The sequence below is a fragment of the Scytonema sp. HK-05 genome, from assembly GCF_963872035.1.
Lineage (GTDB): Bacteria > Cyanobacteriota > Cyanobacteriia > Cyanobacteriales > Nostocaceae > Kalymmatonema.
In genome coordinates, this window is the sequence record NZ_CAWMYC010000098.1 from 28,442 (window position 1) to 45,097 (window position 16,656).

Below are 16,656 nucleotides of genomic sequence, written 5' to 3' on the forward strand. Positions count from 1 at the left end.
TATCGATTTGTCTACCAGGTCAAACTGTTATAAATAATTGAGATATAAATGATTTCGATTATACAAACTAAAGATAAACTTTGACAGAATAAAGAAGAACACATAACTCAGAAAAAATACTGTGTTCTCCGTACTAACTTATAAGTTCCCCTCACGAAAAATCAATTTTTGCAAGAAGTCTATTGATAAAAGGGTGGTAAATACCACCCTTCAAAGCAAGTGAAATTGTTAATTCTCGTTAGCGTACTAGTAAATACCGCAGACCAATTAGTAACAAAAAGATCCCATACAGCTTTTTCATTGTTTCACTGCTAATAAAGGGTTGATTAGCAAATAGCGCCCCAAACAAATTGCCAACTATCAGGCCAATTGCAATAAACACAGCATACTTGATATTGACGTTACCGTTTCGATAGTAAACTATTGCTGCCAAAATACCGATCGGCAATATTTGAGCAGCAATAGAAGTGCCAGTGGCAAACTTTTGATCCATACCTATTAAAAGCACCATTGCCGGTACCATAATTGCACCGCCACCGATGCCAAACATACCTCCTGCAACCCCAGCAGCTAAACCAATAAGCAACAATTGGATGGCTATATTAGACATAAAAATGTGGGTAGATGGCTAATTATGGCTAATTATAGATTGATTTTCGAGGAAAATATCGATTTTGGTAGCATTCCGTGAACGCCTTTTTGTGGACTATTGACAACTTGAGTAATGCGAAAGTTTACGGCTAAACTACACAAGACATAAGCATCTTCCGGCGACAAATTGATGAAGCGCTCTAAAAAGTCAATCATGTTTTTTAAAGCTAACTCTAAGGCTTCATCTAATGTTTGACCAAATCCCATTGTGATGATATCTGTGGGAGTTTCAGCAATTGGCATTGTCAATGGCAAATTCTTGCGAAGTTTAAGATGAATCTTGCCGTTCATAGAAGTTTCAATTGCCGTGACATTGACTTCACCATCTCCCTGTGCTGAATGTCCATCACCGATAGAAAATAGGGCACCAGGAACGAAAATCGGCAAAAAAATCCTAGAACCAGCCTGTAGTTCCTGGTTATCGATATTACCACCATAGTGACCAGGAGGGATTGAGTTTCGCAATGCTTCCGTAGTCGCAACACCTAGGATACCAAAAAAGGGTTTGAGGGGAATTTTAATACCACTACCTTTGGGAAATTCAGCGATGTTATCCTCTAAATTGAGGGGAATAAATCTCAAGGCGGGTTGATGAAACTGATGTGGTAACGCTCCCCAACCTGTACGAATCGCATTGAAGCCAACGGCTAAACTGGGTGAGATTGCTTCTAGTTTTACTTCCAAAACATCTCCAGGTTCCGCACCCCGCACGTAAATTGGTCCGGTGAGTAGATGTGGTCCTGTTGCAACTTTGCGTTCTGGGGGAAGATTTTGACAAATATCCACGAAGGCAGGTGTGAGAAACTCCGGTGGTGCTTTGTCGTAAAGGTAGTAGCCAGTGTATGTTTCTACATCAACTGTGTCGCCAGAGTCAACAGTGAGTGCTGGTTCTAAAAGATGAGAGAACCCACCCAGATGCACGGTTTCTCTGGTGGCTTTGAGAATGTGGTGAGTCATGGCGGCTGAAGGTGCTTTGTCAGAATTATTGCCTAGAATAGCGGGTTTTATGCCCGAACTTACACAAAGTTGCATTGTTGCATTCAGTTTTGTATCAGCCGCAGAATATCTCTTAGGGGGGTACATTTACCGAATTTGAGGAGATATTATGAGTGGGCTTGCCCAAGCGACGAATGAATGCTGTCATTCTTCGGTTTTCTGCGTGCTTATCAGAGCGACGAGCTACGCTAACAGCATGACAAAATCGCGTTTCATACTTAAAATCAGCAATACCTTATTAGTCGTCTTTTAAATAATAAAAAACATACTAAATTTTCCTAAAGATAATTCATTTTTTATTTTTAGGCATAAGTATATTCTTAAAGTAGAAACTGGTTGATTTTCTCGTTACGTCTTTGCACTTCAGCCACTTATAGAGACGCATTGGCACTTTTCGGAGATGTGTTATGAAAGCCAAAAAAAAGTTATTAATGGCTATAGTCGGAGCAGTGTTTACGTTGCTGGGAACTGTAAGTAGCGCTCCCGCTCAAGCTTCCCTTTTTAACTTCAAGTTCCAGTTCAACGCTCAAGAAACTGGTGAGCCAGTTAGCGGTAACTTTGTCTTTGATGACTCAATCCCAGCGGGCGTGACACCTGACGGTGCCACTTTGTATGGAAACGCGAGTCCAGAGTATATTATTAATGCCGGAAAAGATATCTTTAAAGGTTCTTCCAATTCGATTGTAGTGGGAAGTAATTTAGCGAGACCAGATAATAGTGGGCTTTCTGCAGACGTCATCGGGTTTAATGATTTTAAAAACTTTGATCCTACCAATCCTAAATTTTTGGCTACGTTTGCTTACCTACCTAATTCCCTGGGTTCCAATGCTTTATCCGATTTAGTTACGACTCTCCCGTCCTCCGGATTTGCGCTCATCAATACTCCCACAGGAGCTACCCTATCTTCCACAAATGCCTTTACTTCGATTTCGCGTGTCCCTGAACCTGCTTCTACATTAGGGGTATTAATGTTGTCTGCTTTGGGCATCGCTTCACTGCTGAAGCGTAAAAACTGGAGTTTAGACTAAGCAACATTTAAGTCGTTCAACTAGTATTACGGTTTGACGAAATGCTTTTAATCTGGCAAAAGAATCGATAGCGCTTGTTGAGAGTTGGTGAGCCAGCGCGTTGCGGGGGTTCCCCCCGTTGTAGCGACTGGCGAACCCGAAGGGTTGTGCTTCTCTCATCTTCCGCTTAAGGGGTGCTTGTTCTAACTACAAGCATCCCTTCATTTTTTTGCATTGCGACCGCGTAGCGATCGCCCTTTAGGTACTGCGCTGCGCGCAATCGCCTGCTTTAGTCTAAACTCCAGTGTCTAATGGTAATCGGTTTATTTCCAGGCACTGTGGCGCTAGTGTGTTCAATTGTTCTAAGAGTGCAGCTGACTTTTTGAAGTTAGTATTAAGCTATTAAGCTATTGTGTTAAGTTTCTTTAAACCTTTGCTTAACTGTCTTAACTGTCTTAACTGTCCTTGCATTTTCTCTAAAAGTTTGAAATTATACGGTAGACAATCATTGAATTTGGCAGTAGCTACACGAGAAATTATGAGACGAGTTTTACAAAAAATCTTGGCAGCATTGCGTTCAGTTCATGTGGAGAAAATTGATCGGGTAAAGATTTTAGGAATAAATCCAAGTTTCGATTTCTTGCTGGAGCGCTCTCGACAATAAAAAGTAGGAAAAGTAATATAGTTGCGATAAATAATTGACTAGCTTGTTGATATACTGCTAAATTACGAGATAGCTCAATACACTTTTTTTCAATAGTAATATTTTGAGATCAAATGCAGTATCTCAGATCTTGCACCTAACCGTATAACCCTGGGTTTAGTCAAAAGCAGCGCAATAAAGCTACAGCATTTTTTTTGACTTTGCTGGCTAAAATAAGGGATTTAGGCTTTGTACTGTGTGTAAAAATTACATCAGTTTTTCTTGGTGCAAGATGTGAGGTATTCAATTTATTGCAGTCATGTAAGGTCAAGTTATCCTGCGCTGATAATAGGCATCAAGAAGCTGTTAGCGAAGTTTAGACAGTGGAACATTATGTTGTAAAAGCTTCCTTGAAAATAGTGACGCCATATTGTGTTGGCTTGAATACTTATCGTTAGGGCTGAGGGGGAGAAGGCGAGGGGGAGATTCATCGAATGCACGTTGAATTAGTTAAAGTGTTTTCTTCTGTTCAAAAATGATGATGACTACAACAAAATTAAATCACGCCATTGTAATTGGCGGTAGCATGACCGGACTTTTAACCAGTAGGATATTACTCAATCATTTTGAACGCGTCACACTCATTGAACGCGATATTTATCCTGTCAAACCAGAATTTCGCCGAGGTATTGCTCAAGCCCATCAACTCCATCAGTTAATGGTACGCGCTAATATCATTTTGGAATCACTTTTCCCTGGAATTGAGCAAGAACTTCTGAATTTAGGTGCAGTACAGATAGATTGGCCTAAAGATGTATTAATTGTTTATGGTTCGCAATTAGTGCCAAGATTTTCTTTCAATTTAAATACGCTATTTCTGGGCAGACCACTTCTAGATTGGACTATAAAATCTCGTTTAGAAGCTTTTAAAGGCTTCCACATTCTTGAGGGGCATGAAGTCACTGAGTTATTATATGACGCACTTCAAAAACGGGTGACTGGCGTCTTACTGTGTAGGAGCGACAACAGAAAAAACGATGACAGCCCATCTATTAACTCCTTACTTGCCGAACTTGTTGTAGATACGACTGGTCGAGCAACAGAGGCTCACAAATGGTTAGCAACAATAGGCTATACACTTCCAAAAAAAACTGTAGTTGATGCATCAATTGGTTATGCATCGCGTTTATATCAACCTTCGCCTGAATTCAAATTTGATTGGAAAGCTGTTCAAATGTACCCAAGACCACCGTATTTACGTGGTGGTGGAATCTATCCGGTAGGAAATAATCTTTGGCATGTTGGTTTGATTGGAATTAATGGCGACTATCCTCCAACTGATGAAGTAGGCTTTCTGGAGTTTAGTAAAACGCTACCAGGTTTAGAAATACATGAAGCGATAAAATCTGCAAAACCTGTGTCGAAAATTCACAGTTATCGTCAAACACAAAACCGTCTCTATCACTACGAAAAACTTTCTCAAATGCCGGATGGTTTTATTACACTTGGAGACGCTGTTTGTGCCTTTAATCCTGTTTATGGGCAGGGAATTACAGTAGCAGCTTTAAGTGCATTAACTTTAGATGATTTGCTCCAAGAAGAAAAATACAAGAAAGGCAAACTGACTGGCTTTTCAATCCGGTTTCAGAAAAAATTAGCCAAAGTGATTGCTCATCCTTGGTTACTGGCAACTTTAGAAGACTTAAATTGGAGCAAAACTAAGGGTATTAAACCCCAGCCTTGGTTTGTTTATAGATTAATTCAAAGATATACTTACCAGCTTTTACAAAAAGCTGCTAGAGAACCAGATATCTGCCAATCTTTTGCTGAGGTAATGCATATGTTGAAACCAACATCTTCACTTTTTACTCCTCGAATGTTTTGGCGTGTATTGCTGGAATTAACACCGAACAAAGCTGAGATAGTATCCGAAGATATACGAAAAATCACCGCTCAGAGATTAACTTGATTTTTCATAAGCGAAAAATTCTAATTTCTTAGTCATTTGATGTTTGGTGACCTAATTGGTCCAAACAGTACCAATCATTAGTAAGAATTCAGAAATCAGGAGCCAGAACTTAGAATGTTATAGAGAGCAAGGAATCTCATTTCTATGGATTCTGTGCAATTATTTATCCCTATAGCTGTAAGCATTGTTTATTCTGAATTCTGAATTCTTGCAACCATCAAGACAATTTGGAATAAAACGTCAGATATATGGACAGGCTATTAATAGAAAACAAAGAACGGGATATTCTGATTTTACATATTGCATTTACCGTTCTTTGTATGGTAATGCTCATGGTTCCTCTGGGGCTACCCATAGGCATTCGACTATTCGCCTTAGTCGTTATTTATAACTTGGCTATTCCTGGAATAGGTTTGTGGCTTAAACACAATGACTGGGTTGATTTGTGGCTATTTGTTTTCCCCTTTAGTCTCTTTATGGTCTTGCCAGATTGGTTTCTCTGCTCTGGGCTTGGTGTGCTGGTTTATCCCGAAGATAGTTTTATAAAAATTGGTCCAATACCAGTCTACATGGCTTTTATGTGGACTATTCCTCTTATTCTGATAATCTTGGCAGGAAAGCAAGTACAGAAGCATATTTCTCAGAGAACTGCTTACATTTGTGTAGCTACTGTTTCTTTGCTAATTTTTGGAGTAGCTGAACAAACAATGTGGGCATTGCCTTCATGGTCTTCTCAGAATGTTATGATAATTAATCACTGGGCTGTGTATTTGGTTATTCCAGAAATGCTTCTAGGACTGTCAGCCTATATTGCTTATGAAAAAATTAAGTATAAGACTATACTAAAAAAAGCTATGACTGCATTTTTAATAATGCTTTTGTTCTGGTTTAATCTTGTGTTTTTTTATTTTTTCGTAGAGAAGGTGCTGCTTGGGCTGCAAATATTATAAAATGCAATAGATCAACAGGGGCAGGGTAAGCGGGTTTTTAATATAAATTTTACTCGTTTTATTAGTTAGGCGATCGCACAAGTGAAAAATAAACAGCTTGACCCGAATCTTTGTTTTTTCTCTTCCAACCTGCCGCTGCGGATGACTTAATTCAGCTTGCCTGCAAACTCCAAAAAGCAATATAATTAGTAGTCTGTAATTCGTAATTTGTAATTGTATTGGTAATTACAAATTACAGTCAGATCTCCGACAACTTTTACAAAGTCGGGGTTCTTGTAACCCATTAGAATTAATGAAACAAACCACTAGTTGGGGTAGTTGTGATGATTTACAGCGGTTTTCAAGTAGATAAACCACGCTCTTTGGGGCAAAGAAAGGCTAGCCTTTGCCCCTACAAAAATCTGTGGTTCAATTAGCTGAAAATAGCTGTAATTTCTAATTCCTTCCTTTTCTAAATTTTTCTAGTTATTTTGAACCAGAGTTATGTGGAATCGCTGCGGTAATTTGACGTAGCAACATCACTCCCCAATAAGGAACAGGAGCAAGTAACACAGTACCCGTTCCCTCGAAGGTATTGACTAAAAACTCTCCTGAAGTCATTGAACCAAAAATAGACTTAGTGGCTTTTTCAACTCGATAATTTAAGGTACTTGTGCGAGCAATTGCAAAATTACCATCCACAACTAAACGGTCATTTTGCAAATGCACCTCCTCTACAGGTCCTTGTGCTACCATGACCACTTTACCTCTGCCTTTGACTTTTGTTTGAAACAAGCCTTCACCACCCACTAACCCAGCAACCAATTTATTTCGCTCAACACCCACTTCTACAGAACCATCACTTGCCCAATATGCCCCACTATCCAAAATCCATTCAGTGCCGTTTAATTCCATAATATGAAATCCAGATAAAGAAGGCTCCAAATATAATTCACCAGTTCCTGTATAAGTGGGGCGAAAAATGTTTTCACCTGTTGCTAGGGATTTCAACAAACCACCTGCTGAAGGTGCTTTAGATTGCATGGTAATATTGCCACGCATATAGTACAAAGCACCTGACTCTGTCTTCACTGTTTCGTTTTGCAAAAGAACCTTGACTAAACGCAATCCTTCTCTTGCTATAACTTCAAAAATTGCCATTGATTTCCTCTTTTTTATACAAAGACGTAGACGCTAGATAATAGTCATATCAGGTTCGGTTGATTACTTATCATTCCTGAAGAACCCCACCCCTTTATCCCCTCCCCCTCTGGGTATCTCCTGAGCCCTTCGGGCACGGCTTGAGGCCGAACGGAGACGCTACGCGAACGCCAGTCGCCTACGGCGGGAAACCCGCCTGCAGCGCTGGACTCACCGCTCGCGGGGAACTCGGGGTCCCCTCTGGGGATTAGGGGCAGGGAGCCTAAGCACAGCTTTGGCGGGGTGGGGTGCAGTCAAGCTGCTGAACATACCACATTAGCAAACATTTATAGCAACAAACTGGATGACCTCTGCCAAACCTTCCTGTGTTTTCAAGTTTGTGAAAACAAAAGGTTTCTCACCACGCATTTTTTTAGCATCCCGTTCCATGACAGTTAAATCTGCGCCGACATAGGGAGCTAAATCAGTTTTATTAATTACCAACAAATCAGACTTAGTAATCCCAGGACCACCTTTGCGGGGAATTTTATCACCAGCGGCAACATCGATAACATAAATCGTTAAATCCACCAATTCCGGACTGAAAGTTGCAGCTAAATTATCACCGCCACTTTCCAAAAAGACTAAATCCAAATCTGAAAACCGCGTTTCTAACTGTTCAATTGCTGCCAAATTCATTGAAGCATCTTCCCGAATAGCAGTGTGAGGACAACCCCCAGTTTCGACACCCAAAATGCGATCGCCTACCAAAGCTTCAGAACGCACCAAAAACTGAGCATCCTCCTGCGTATAAATATCATTCGTCACCACAGCAATCTGATATTTATCACGCATCGCCTTACACAAAGCATCAACCAAAGCCGTCTTCCCAGAACCCACTGGACCTGCAACACCAACTCGAAAAGCGTTCATAAGCAATTAGTCATTAGTCATTAGTCATTGGACTTTGGACAAAAAAGCAAGTTCGCGTGTGATGTCATGGCGATCGCATACAATTTCCGCCACTTCTTAAGCAACCAAATTTTGCTTCATAGCGATCGCTCGTCCAAAATCCGTAGTCTAACACTTTAGGGTGCCCAATGGGGTCTTAAAGCCGCTACAACTTACGCAAGAACCGTTTTTCATAGCTTCCCGAGTAGACTTTTCTAAAGCGACAAATTACATCACATCCAAGTTCATGAGCCCTCTTCGTAATGTCGTCAAGCAAACATGAGTTAGCGTCAATGTACTCGCAGGCAGTACAGCATTTAGTTGCAACACACAATTCAAGATTTTCTGGCTCTGTGCCGTAAATATGGACGGGCCACCAAAAGCACTCAGACGGTTTTACACCCTCTGGATGCAGCCTGCACAGGTTTGTTTCGGTTAGAAACTGACAATTATCTTTTTGATTGTAGAGGTAGAACCCGTCGTACTTAACACATCGAGACTCGAATTCACTAAGTTCACTTGCTGAGTTGCCTGCGAGCCACTGAACAATTGCTTGATATTCTTGTTCGGGCAAAAACAACAGACCCGCCTTGCAGCAGCTAGCTTGAGTTAGCTGACATGCATTAGCAAGAGAGGAGTTTATGGAATTGATAGGTGTTTTCATGTGTTATTTTTTACATTGATACTTATAATAGGCTATGAGAAAAAATTAAAACAGTGAACAGTGAACAGTGAACAGTAAACAGTAAACAGTGACCAAAAAAACTAATAACTGATAACTGTTAAAATAGCTCCTCAATTTCCTGATTAGCACTTAGCATTCCTACCAAAACTTCGCCTTTTTGTGCCATACCGTCTGGAACCGTGCTTTCCTGTAATTGTGGGGTTTCTGTATCACTTTCGTCAATTTTGGGACGGATCAAAGTCAGAATTATTCCAACCAGCACCATTGCTGCACCAATGAAACTGCGAGTTGAAAAGGTTTCGCCGAGTAGCAAAAATGCGACAATTGCCCCGAACACAGGTTCTAGAGCAAAGAATAGTGCTGCTTCGTGGGCAGATATCCATTGCTGTGCAACTGTTTGGAACAAAATGACTATAGCAGTGGCAACTACGCCAAGGTAGATTAGTACACCCAAACTCGTTTGAATTGCCTCAATGTGTTCAGTCACTCCGAAACCAGCCCACAATATGCCTAGCACTGCTACAACCCAAAGCTGGATTGTAACCAATGGTATGGGTGGGTGGTGTGGCGAAAACATCTCAAGCACAATGATATAAACGGCATCGCTGAAGGCAGAACCCAACAACCAAAAGTCGCCGATAAGAGGCTCCCCACTGTTCCAAGACATCACCCCAATTCCGGTAAAAGCAAGTATCACTGATAGTACCGCCCTAACGGATAGGCGCTTGCGAAACAGTAGCTCAAACAAGGTGACAAAGACCATGTTGAGACCAAAGATAAATGAAGCTTGGTTTGCACAGATAGTTTCCAATCCAATCGTTGCAGTAGCAAAGATTGCAAAAAGTAATACTCCGAGAATTAGCCCGTCACGTACTAACTTTAGACTCAGGTTACGAACAAACGGGGTAAGAATTATTGCCCCAATTGTGAAGCGAATTGCAAATTGCGTAGCTGGCGAAAGACTAGCGATCGCCTCCTTGATTGCTGCAGGAATAGTTCCCAATATTAAAGCTGTAACAACGATCAACACAACACCCAGAGAGTGTCTGTGACTTTCTGGAATAAATTTTATCATAGACTACTTGTAATAATACACCTGATGTCCTCAAGCAATCACTAACATACTCCCCAAAAAATGACCAGCCCTACGAGCCCACCCAAAGCGGGTAGGCATGACGAATCAACCTATAGAAATCCCCTACTTCTCAGGCTAAGCGCGAGTACACTCCCACACCGCTATGGTATATTGCATCCAAGCACATTTGTTGTCGTTTCTTTTGGTCTCTCCATGCCTGACGAATTTCTTCTGACAGACTGTGGAAGGGGTCGAAATACATGAAGTACTGACCTGGCTTGACGGATGGTGCTGTATAGACACTTACACCCGTCTCACGGTTGTAGTATTCGTAGGAATGAATGCAACGCTTGCCACCACCGCCAGGGGCATCTAAGACAAATGTTGGGGTGTTGAAGCCCGCAGTCACACCACGCACATTCTTTTCAATTTCGATAGCAGTTTGAACACTAGTGCGAAGATCTTCGACACCTTTGACCATGTCATGTTGGAAGACATAATAAGGTTGGACGTTAATATAACTCAATCGTTTAACGAGAAGCTGCATTTTTTCAGATGTGTCATTGATGCCACGCAGAAGTACCGACTGGTTACGTACGCTTATACCACGCTCAAACAATTTATCCATAGCGCGTTTGCATATCATCGTGATTTCTTTAGCGTTATTGAAGTGCGTATGGATAGCTACTTGTTTGTGTAATTTACGTCCTAAAAGGAATACTTCCGTGAGTGCGTCTACCCACTTCTCATCGCTGAGAATTTTCATTGGCATGACGGCAAGCCCTTTGGTTGCAAAGCGAATGCGTCGAATATTGGGCATCTGAAGTAACCGAAAACCGACTTTTTTAAGAGCTTCAGCAGATAGATTATATGTGTCACCACCGCTAATGACTATATCCTCAAGCTCTGGACGGGACTCAATGTATTGAAATGCGTTTTCCCAATGTTTGGAATTGAGGGACAGATCAACTTTCTTAACAGTTTCAGTGTCCGCGCCAATAGCATAGCTGCGCGTGCAGAAACGACAGTAAACTGGGCATGCATTTACTGTCAAAAAAAGTGCTTTGTCAATGTAGCGGTGTGTCAGACCTGATACTGGAGCATCTTTCTGCTCATGAAGGGAGTCAAGTGTCAGCATCGGGTGGTCTTCATGAAGCTGGGTGCTTACAGGTATAAACTGTTTGCGAATTGGGTCATTCCAGGGGTCATTCCAGTCAATCAAACTCAGCAAATAGGGAGTGACACGAACATTCATTGGTGCCAAATGAAATCCCTTGCTCATAGCTACAATAAAATCGTCGCTAACGACGCCCTTGATTGTCTCGGCGAGCTTTATGAAGTCGGAAATAGAATTTTTTATCTGCCATTTGTAGTCGAGAAATTCGTTTTGAGAAACCTTAGCGAAAACAGGGATTTCACGCCAAAATTCGCCTTCTTGAAGCTCGCGATGCTCAAGAGTGTACATCAATTATATTGCCTCCATGAAAAAATTAGTTTTTTGTACACAAGTAAGACAATATCATAAACAATAAAATTCGGAGCAACGCGATTTTGTAATATCCACGAACACATCTTTTTTGTCTTTTTGTCCGTTAAGACAGTTAAGACAGTTAAGACAGTTAAGACAGTTAAGTGAATAATGATATGGACAGTTAAGACATTTAAGACAGTTAAGACAGTTAAGTGAATAATGATATGGACAGTTAAGACATTTAAGACAGTTAAGACAGTTAAGTGAATAATGATATGGACAGTTAAGACATTTAAGACAGTTAAGCAGATAGTAAAAATTTTTATAACATTTCATGGGAGCAACGCGATTTTCTGAAGTCGGACAAAAACGAGTGAGGATGCTTTGCCCCACCAGAGGCGATCGCTAAACAGAAATTTCGGATTAAATCCTGACTTTTCACGGGATGTGGAAAAGAAAGAGTTGTTCTTTGAACATTAGAGGATGTCTGAAAAGTAAGGAAGCTCACCTAAAACTTCTCAGACATCCTCTCAAAGGCTCAACCTTTAATTTCCGACAGGCTTCCCTGCCTCTTCATTTTGCCCTAACTCCTAAACAACCTTGTATACTGCGTTTCATGCATCATACTTGCCAAAGACAAACCCCAGCTACAACAACCGAGTTCATCATCTTCCAAATTCATAATCTCCACGACTACATCACAAAGCAATCCTTGTAACGATCGCATTAACTGCTGTCCTACTGTTTGTCCCAAAGGAATCAGCTTTACGACCGCAGTGATCATATGACTTGCCCAAGTATGCAGATATCCCAATAATGCCGCTTTGATATTGATATCCCAATGAGCAGCCCCAATGCCAAAAGCGATCGCATAATTGCAAGGATTACCAACAGCATTGACAATCGGCATAATTTGTGTTTCTAGTTTCCCAAGCAACTGGATGAGCGATCGCCCCATTTGCCAGCTAGAGGCGCGTAATTCTTCTGTTTCCCGAGCAGCAGATAACCACATATTCCAGTAGGATAGCGCCTTCAAATCACCCATCTTGACAGACTGATAAGCTCGTACCATCACCGCCGCCTCTAACCGTATTGCCCCGTAACGCAGTTCTGCCTCTAACCAATGCTGTAAGGCTGCTTGATTAGCGATCGCGCCATTTTCAACCAGCGTTTCTAATCCTTCAGAATAGCTATAAGCTCCCACTGGTAAAGCTGGGCTAGCTAGTTGCAAAAGACACAAAAGATTGCCATCAGTGAGTGTGATGATGTCCATAAGCACCTGGTACTGGGTGAAACGGTGAAAATTCCTCCTTGACTTCCAGCCCAAGTTTTTCTAGCATGGTGCGTAAAACTGGATCAGGAGATAACCGTAAATAGGTTGCTGTCATCTCTACTGGGACATGGCGATTTCCCAAATGGTACGCTGCCCGTAGTAAATCTAGCTGTGTTTTGGCAGTCACAGTAAAAACTGGTTCTGGTATTGCAATAATTCTTACTAAACTACCACTTGTTTCATCTTGGAGAATATCCCCATCTCGTAACACCGTTCCTCTGGGTAAACACAAAAATACAACTTGTCCATCTTTCTCAAAACGATGACGACTGCGGGTACGTTCTTCTGCTGTTAAAGCCAGGGTTAAGGTCACTTGTGTCTCAGCATTGGGCGGTTTACGTTGGGTGAAGGTTAGCATGATTTTCGTTGGGTGTAGGCAATCACTAAACTCTTTTTTACTTCTGCCTGCGGAACAAAGATAATGAATTGGGGGTAAAAAGCTGAGCAACCAAATAGACAAGGATACCGGCACCCATTCCCGGAAGCACTTGGTAAACAACACTCGACCATTTGAATAATAAGCTCCAAGTCATAGCACTAGCAATACCAACACCCATCATTAGCAGCGCTACAGGTGTAGTTATCGGTAATTACCAGACATGTAATATCAAGATTTTAACATTTATAAATGCAGCATAAAAAATCTGGCACGTATGAGGTGTACGTGCCAGTTAGTTGGTTACTATCTATTTTTCCCAGTGACAACCAAAATTATCATGGCGGGAAGCGTCAAGATTAGGGACTTGCAATTAAAAAAATCTCCAATTTGTAGTGACGCATCGTGGGTTACGGCGCTGCGGCAAGTCCTGTATGTAAAATCTCAATTGTCGTACGCCGTCAGCCCCCCTACATAATGGATAATTTATTTGGTACTTCCTTCGCCGCCAATGGTTGTGCGCTTAATTAAAGGGTCTGCTCCACCTTCCGCTTGTCTGTCTGTAGGTGTCCCGTGCAGTCTTGGATCGGGTACGGGTGGTAGGGGTTCTGGTCCTAGCGGTCTAGGATTTTCAACATACTCGAATTGCCCTTTGCCGTCTGGGGAAGGTCCTTGTGCCCAGCGACCTTGAGCACTTTCGGTGCCTTCTGAGTGATTCCAGAACTGATAAGCAAACTCGCGCTTCTCCAATTCCAACGGGAAGGAACTGGGAACTGGAGTGTCTTCCAGTCCATCTGCTTTTAACTCCTCAAGGGCTGCTAGCCACTGGTTTTGATGCATGGTGTCGCGGGCAATCATGAAACTCAGGGTATCTTTCACTCCTGCGTCGTTGCTCATCTCGTACATCCGCACTGCTTGCAAGCGTCCTTGAGATTCCGCGTGGAGATTTGACCGGAAGTCTGCCATCAGGTTACCACTGGCGACGATGAAGCGACCGTTCCAGGGATAGCCTACGCTGTCAGCTGCTTGGGCACCCAAACCGGAGACGATAAGGTGCTGGGGGTTCATAGCTGCCGCCATAACATCTACAATCACATCCTGTGGATTGGTACCGCCCATAACCGCGCCCACCACTGGATCTTGTGCACCTTGTTCTTGTAGTTTGATGGGTGCTTTATTTAATAGGTGAGCAATCATCGTGGCAAGCATTTCGACGTGACCGATTTCTTCGGTACCAATGTCCAAAAGCATATCGCGGTACTTTGCAGGTCCGCGACAATTCCAGCCTTGGAACAGGTACTGCATCATCACGGTCATTTCACCAAAGGTGCCACCGATGAGTTCTTGAATTTTCTTGGCGTAAATTGGATCGGGTTTTTCTGGTGGTCTGAAGTACTGAAGCTTCTTAGTGTGGTAAAACATTATTGTGACCTCATTTGCATACAGGGCGGCACAAATTCAGGCTCAATTGATATTTGTGTCGCCTATGCTTTCTAGGAAACCTATTTAATGCTTGTTGTACCTCACTCTATAGTTAAATAAAAAATACTGAAAAAATAAGTAAATTGACTGAGGGAACTTAGTTCTTAGGCAGAAGACTAAAAATGCTATTCGAGGGACTACTATCCTTATAAAATAAAGAAAAAACCAGAGGTTCAGCCTCTGGTAAGATGTTACTATGAGTGATTCTGGTAAAAAGTAAAGCTGTATAAATTAATCCTCATCTCGCCCGTGAACTTGAGCAGGTGGACTGGTTGCCTCAACGGCGGTGAATGGTTCTAGGATTTTGTAAGTGTGGGATGCTCCTTTTGGCACGACCCAGGAATTGCCAGTTTCTAGTAAAATGACTTGACCTTCGATGTGCAACTCAGCACGACCACTAATGACATAACCAACGGTTTCATATTCCCGCGTTGCTGGTTCTTTGGGTTCGCCTGGTTGTTCGTTCTCCCAAAGACGCATTGAAACAGTTTTGCCGGATGCAAGATATTTTTGACCTTGTTGACCTTTAGGGGAATAAGCGGAGTCTACTTTTTTAACACTTGTGTCAGCCATATTTGTTTCCTCAATTAGGTTTTATGAAAAAAAGAACCGCCAAGGCGCAGAGAACGCAGAGAAAGAAGAGAAGAGTAGGGAAGTGCTAAACTTTGATGGTTTTGCCTGTACGGGCTGCTTCGTAAATGAGCTGCATAAGTTTAACGTCTTGCAAGCCTTCTTCACCAGGAGTTTTGGGCTGTTTATTTTGCATAATAGACTCGGAAAGGTGGTCTATCTCTAGGGCAAACTGGTTCTTTTCCTCAATTTTTTGCTCTTGGTTACCGTTCTTGTCCTTAATCACTAGGCGATGTTTGTAGTAGTCGGTGGCTGGATCTAATTCCAAGACAGCATCAGACCCGAAAACTTGAATGCGTTTGGTATTGGAGTAGCCGTAGCTTGAGGTACAGTTGGCAAGGACGCCGCTGGGAAACTGTAGCACGAAGTTGACATTTTCCTCGACCTCACGGAAGCGGGGATCGCCTGGGGTGCTGTACATCATGGCGCTAATTGCTACAGGTTCCTCGCCAGTAACGTACCGTGCTGCTTGCAAGCTGTAGATACCAATGTCGTAGAGGGAACCGCCACCAGCTAGTTTTTTTTGCATTCGCCATATGTCGGCGGGGTCTTTGGGGTTCAGTGTGCGTCCGTGATCTGAGGTGATCGACTTGAGCTTGCCAAGTTTGCCACTTTGAGCAAGTTGAATGGTGGCGAGGTTGTACGGTTCGTATTGGGCGCGGTAGGCAATCATCAACTTACGGTTTGCTTTCTTTGCCGCGTCAATCATTGCTTGGCATTCTTCTGGTGTAATCGCCATCGGCTTTTCACACATGATGTGTTTGCCTGCTTGCGCCCCACGAATGCTGTATTCAGCATGCATTCCGTTTGGTAAGATGATATAAATAACGTCTACTTCAGGGTTATTACGGATAGAGTCGTAGTTTTGGTAGTTATAGATATTTTTTGGGTTGATGCCGTATTGCTGTGCGTACTTTTCGGCTTTAGGGCGATCGCCACTCACCAAAGCTACCAACTTTGAGCTTTTGCACTCAGCGAACGAGGGCATGATCTGTTCGGTGGCAAACTTACCTAAACCAACAACCGCCCATCCTAGCTTTTTTTCTGGAGGCAAAGACGGTTCTTTAGATGGTGCTGCTTGAGCGAAAGTACGTACAGGTTTGATAATGTGTCCGACTGCCCCAGCAACACTGAGCCCCATGAACCCATAACCTGCTTTATGTAAAAGAGCGCGGCGAGATAGTTCTTTTTTGAGGGAGTCAAACATATGTTATTTAAGATTTAAACCCACAGGAGCGCGGAGTGAATGGGATTAGGGATTGGGGATTGGGGATTGGGGATTAGGAATTGTCTAGTACCCAGTCCCCTGTCGCCAGTT

14 protein-coding genes are annotated in these 16,656 nt (G+C 42.3%); 3 read left to right on the plus strand and 11 right to left on the minus strand.

Translation table 11 applies throughout. The features are described 5' to 3' along the window. Nucleotides 1–238 precede the first annotated feature (238 nt). Entirely contained in the window at nucleotides 239–610 is a 372-nt protein-coding gene (locus tag AACT52_RS16010; protein WP_073632157.1) for a TSUP family transporter, read from the minus strand. A 32-nt stretch (nucleotides 611–642) separates the two neighbouring features. Next, on the minus strand, nucleotides 643–1,608 hold the full coding sequence (locus AACT52_RS16015) for an acetamidase/formamidase family protein (RefSeq protein WP_073632273.1): 966 nt from the start codon (nucleotides 1,606–1,608) through the stop codon (nucleotides 643–645). 446 nt (nucleotides 1,609–2,054) lie between these two features. Here AACT52_RS16015 and AACT52_RS16020 point away from each other — a divergent pair, with 446 nt between their 5' ends. The 3 genes from AACT52_RS16020 to AACT52_RS16035 all read left to right on the plus strand — a co-directional run bounded on the left by AACT52_RS16020 (nucleotide 2,055) and on the right by AACT52_RS16035 (nucleotide 6,216). Next, nucleotides 2,055–2,675 (plus strand): PEP-CTERM sorting domain-containing protein, encoded by a 621-nt coding sequence (locus AACT52_RS16020; protein WP_073632159.1) that lies wholly within the window; start codon nucleotides 2,055–2,057, stop codon nucleotides 2,673–2,675. A 1,340-nt stretch (nucleotides 2,676–4,015) separates the two neighbouring features. Then, complete coding sequence (locus AACT52_RS16030; RefSeq protein ID WP_158054660.1) at nucleotides 4,016–5,266, plus strand: NAD(P)/FAD-dependent oxidoreductase; 1,251 nt, start codon at nucleotides 4,016–4,018, stop codon at nucleotides 5,264–5,266. Nucleotides 5,267–5,514: 248 nt separating this feature from the next. Beyond that, nucleotides 5,515–6,216, plus strand: coding sequence for a DUF6989 domain-containing protein (locus AACT52_RS16035; protein WP_073632163.1), 702 nt, complete (start codon nucleotides 5,515–5,517; stop codon nucleotides 6,214–6,216). Between the two features lie 465 nt (nucleotides 6,217–6,681). Here the strand turns inward: AACT52_RS16035 and AACT52_RS16040 are convergent, their stop codons facing one another. The 9 genes from AACT52_RS16040 to AACT52_RS16080 all read right to left on the minus strand — a co-directional run bounded on the left by AACT52_RS16040 (nucleotide 6,682) and on the right by AACT52_RS16080 (nucleotide 16,545). Next, nucleotides 6,682–7,356 (minus strand): AIM24 family protein, encoded by a 675-nt coding sequence (locus tag AACT52_RS16040; protein WP_073632165.1) that lies wholly within the window; start codon nucleotides 7,354–7,356, stop codon nucleotides 6,682–6,684. Nucleotides 7,357–7,671: 315 nt separating this feature from the next. Further along, entirely contained in the window at nucleotides 7,672–8,268 is a 597-nt protein-coding gene (ureG, locus tag AACT52_RS16045; RefSeq protein ID WP_073632167.1) for an urease accessory protein UreG, read from the minus strand. Nucleotides 8,269–9,068: 800 nt separating this feature from the next. Beyond that, nucleotides 9,069–10,046, minus strand: a complete 978-nt coding sequence (locus tag AACT52_RS16050) for a DMT family transporter (protein ID WP_073632171.1) — start codon at nucleotides 10,044–10,046, stop codon at nucleotides 9,069–9,071. A 130-nt stretch (nucleotides 10,047–10,176) separates the two neighbouring features. Beyond that, nucleotides 10,177–11,511, minus strand: coding sequence for a KamA family radical SAM protein (locus tag AACT52_RS16055; protein ID WP_083630355.1), 1,335 nt, complete (start codon nucleotides 11,509–11,511; stop codon nucleotides 10,177–10,179). 589 nt (nucleotides 11,512–12,100) lie between these two features. Then, the gene (locus AACT52_RS16060; RefSeq protein ID WP_073632173.1) at nucleotides 12,101–12,790 is read right to left on the minus strand and encodes an urease accessory protein UreF; all 690 of its coding nucleotides are present in this window, start codon (nucleotides 12,788–12,790) and stop codon (nucleotides 12,101–12,103) included. Then, the gene (gene ureE / locus AACT52_RS16065; RefSeq protein WP_073632174.1) at nucleotides 12,768–13,208 is read right to left on the minus strand and encodes an urease accessory protein UreE; all 441 of its coding nucleotides are present in this window, start codon (nucleotides 13,206–13,208) and stop codon (nucleotides 12,768–12,770) included. Before ureE ends, AACT52_RS16060 begins: the two co-directional genes overlap by 23 nt. A 504-nt stretch (nucleotides 13,209–13,712) precedes the next feature. Next, nucleotides 13,713–14,648 (minus strand): manganese catalase family protein, encoded by a 936-nt coding sequence (locus tag AACT52_RS16070; protein WP_073632176.1) that lies wholly within the window; start codon nucleotides 14,646–14,648, stop codon nucleotides 13,713–13,715. A 291-nt stretch (nucleotides 14,649–14,939) separates the two neighbouring features. Then, nucleotides 14,940–15,281 carry a cupin domain-containing protein gene (locus AACT52_RS16075; protein ID WP_073632178.1) on the minus strand — a complete coding sequence of 114 codons (342 nt, stop codon included), beginning with the start codon at nucleotides 15,279–15,281 and terminating at the stop codon, nucleotides 14,940–14,942. Between the two features lie 85 nt (nucleotides 15,282–15,366). Next, the gene (locus AACT52_RS16080; RefSeq protein WP_073632180.1) at nucleotides 15,367–16,545 is read right to left on the minus strand and encodes a Gfo/Idh/MocA family protein; all 1,179 of its coding nucleotides are present in this window, start codon (nucleotides 16,543–16,545) and stop codon (nucleotides 15,367–15,369) included. Nucleotides 16,546–16,656 lie beyond the last annotated feature (111 nt).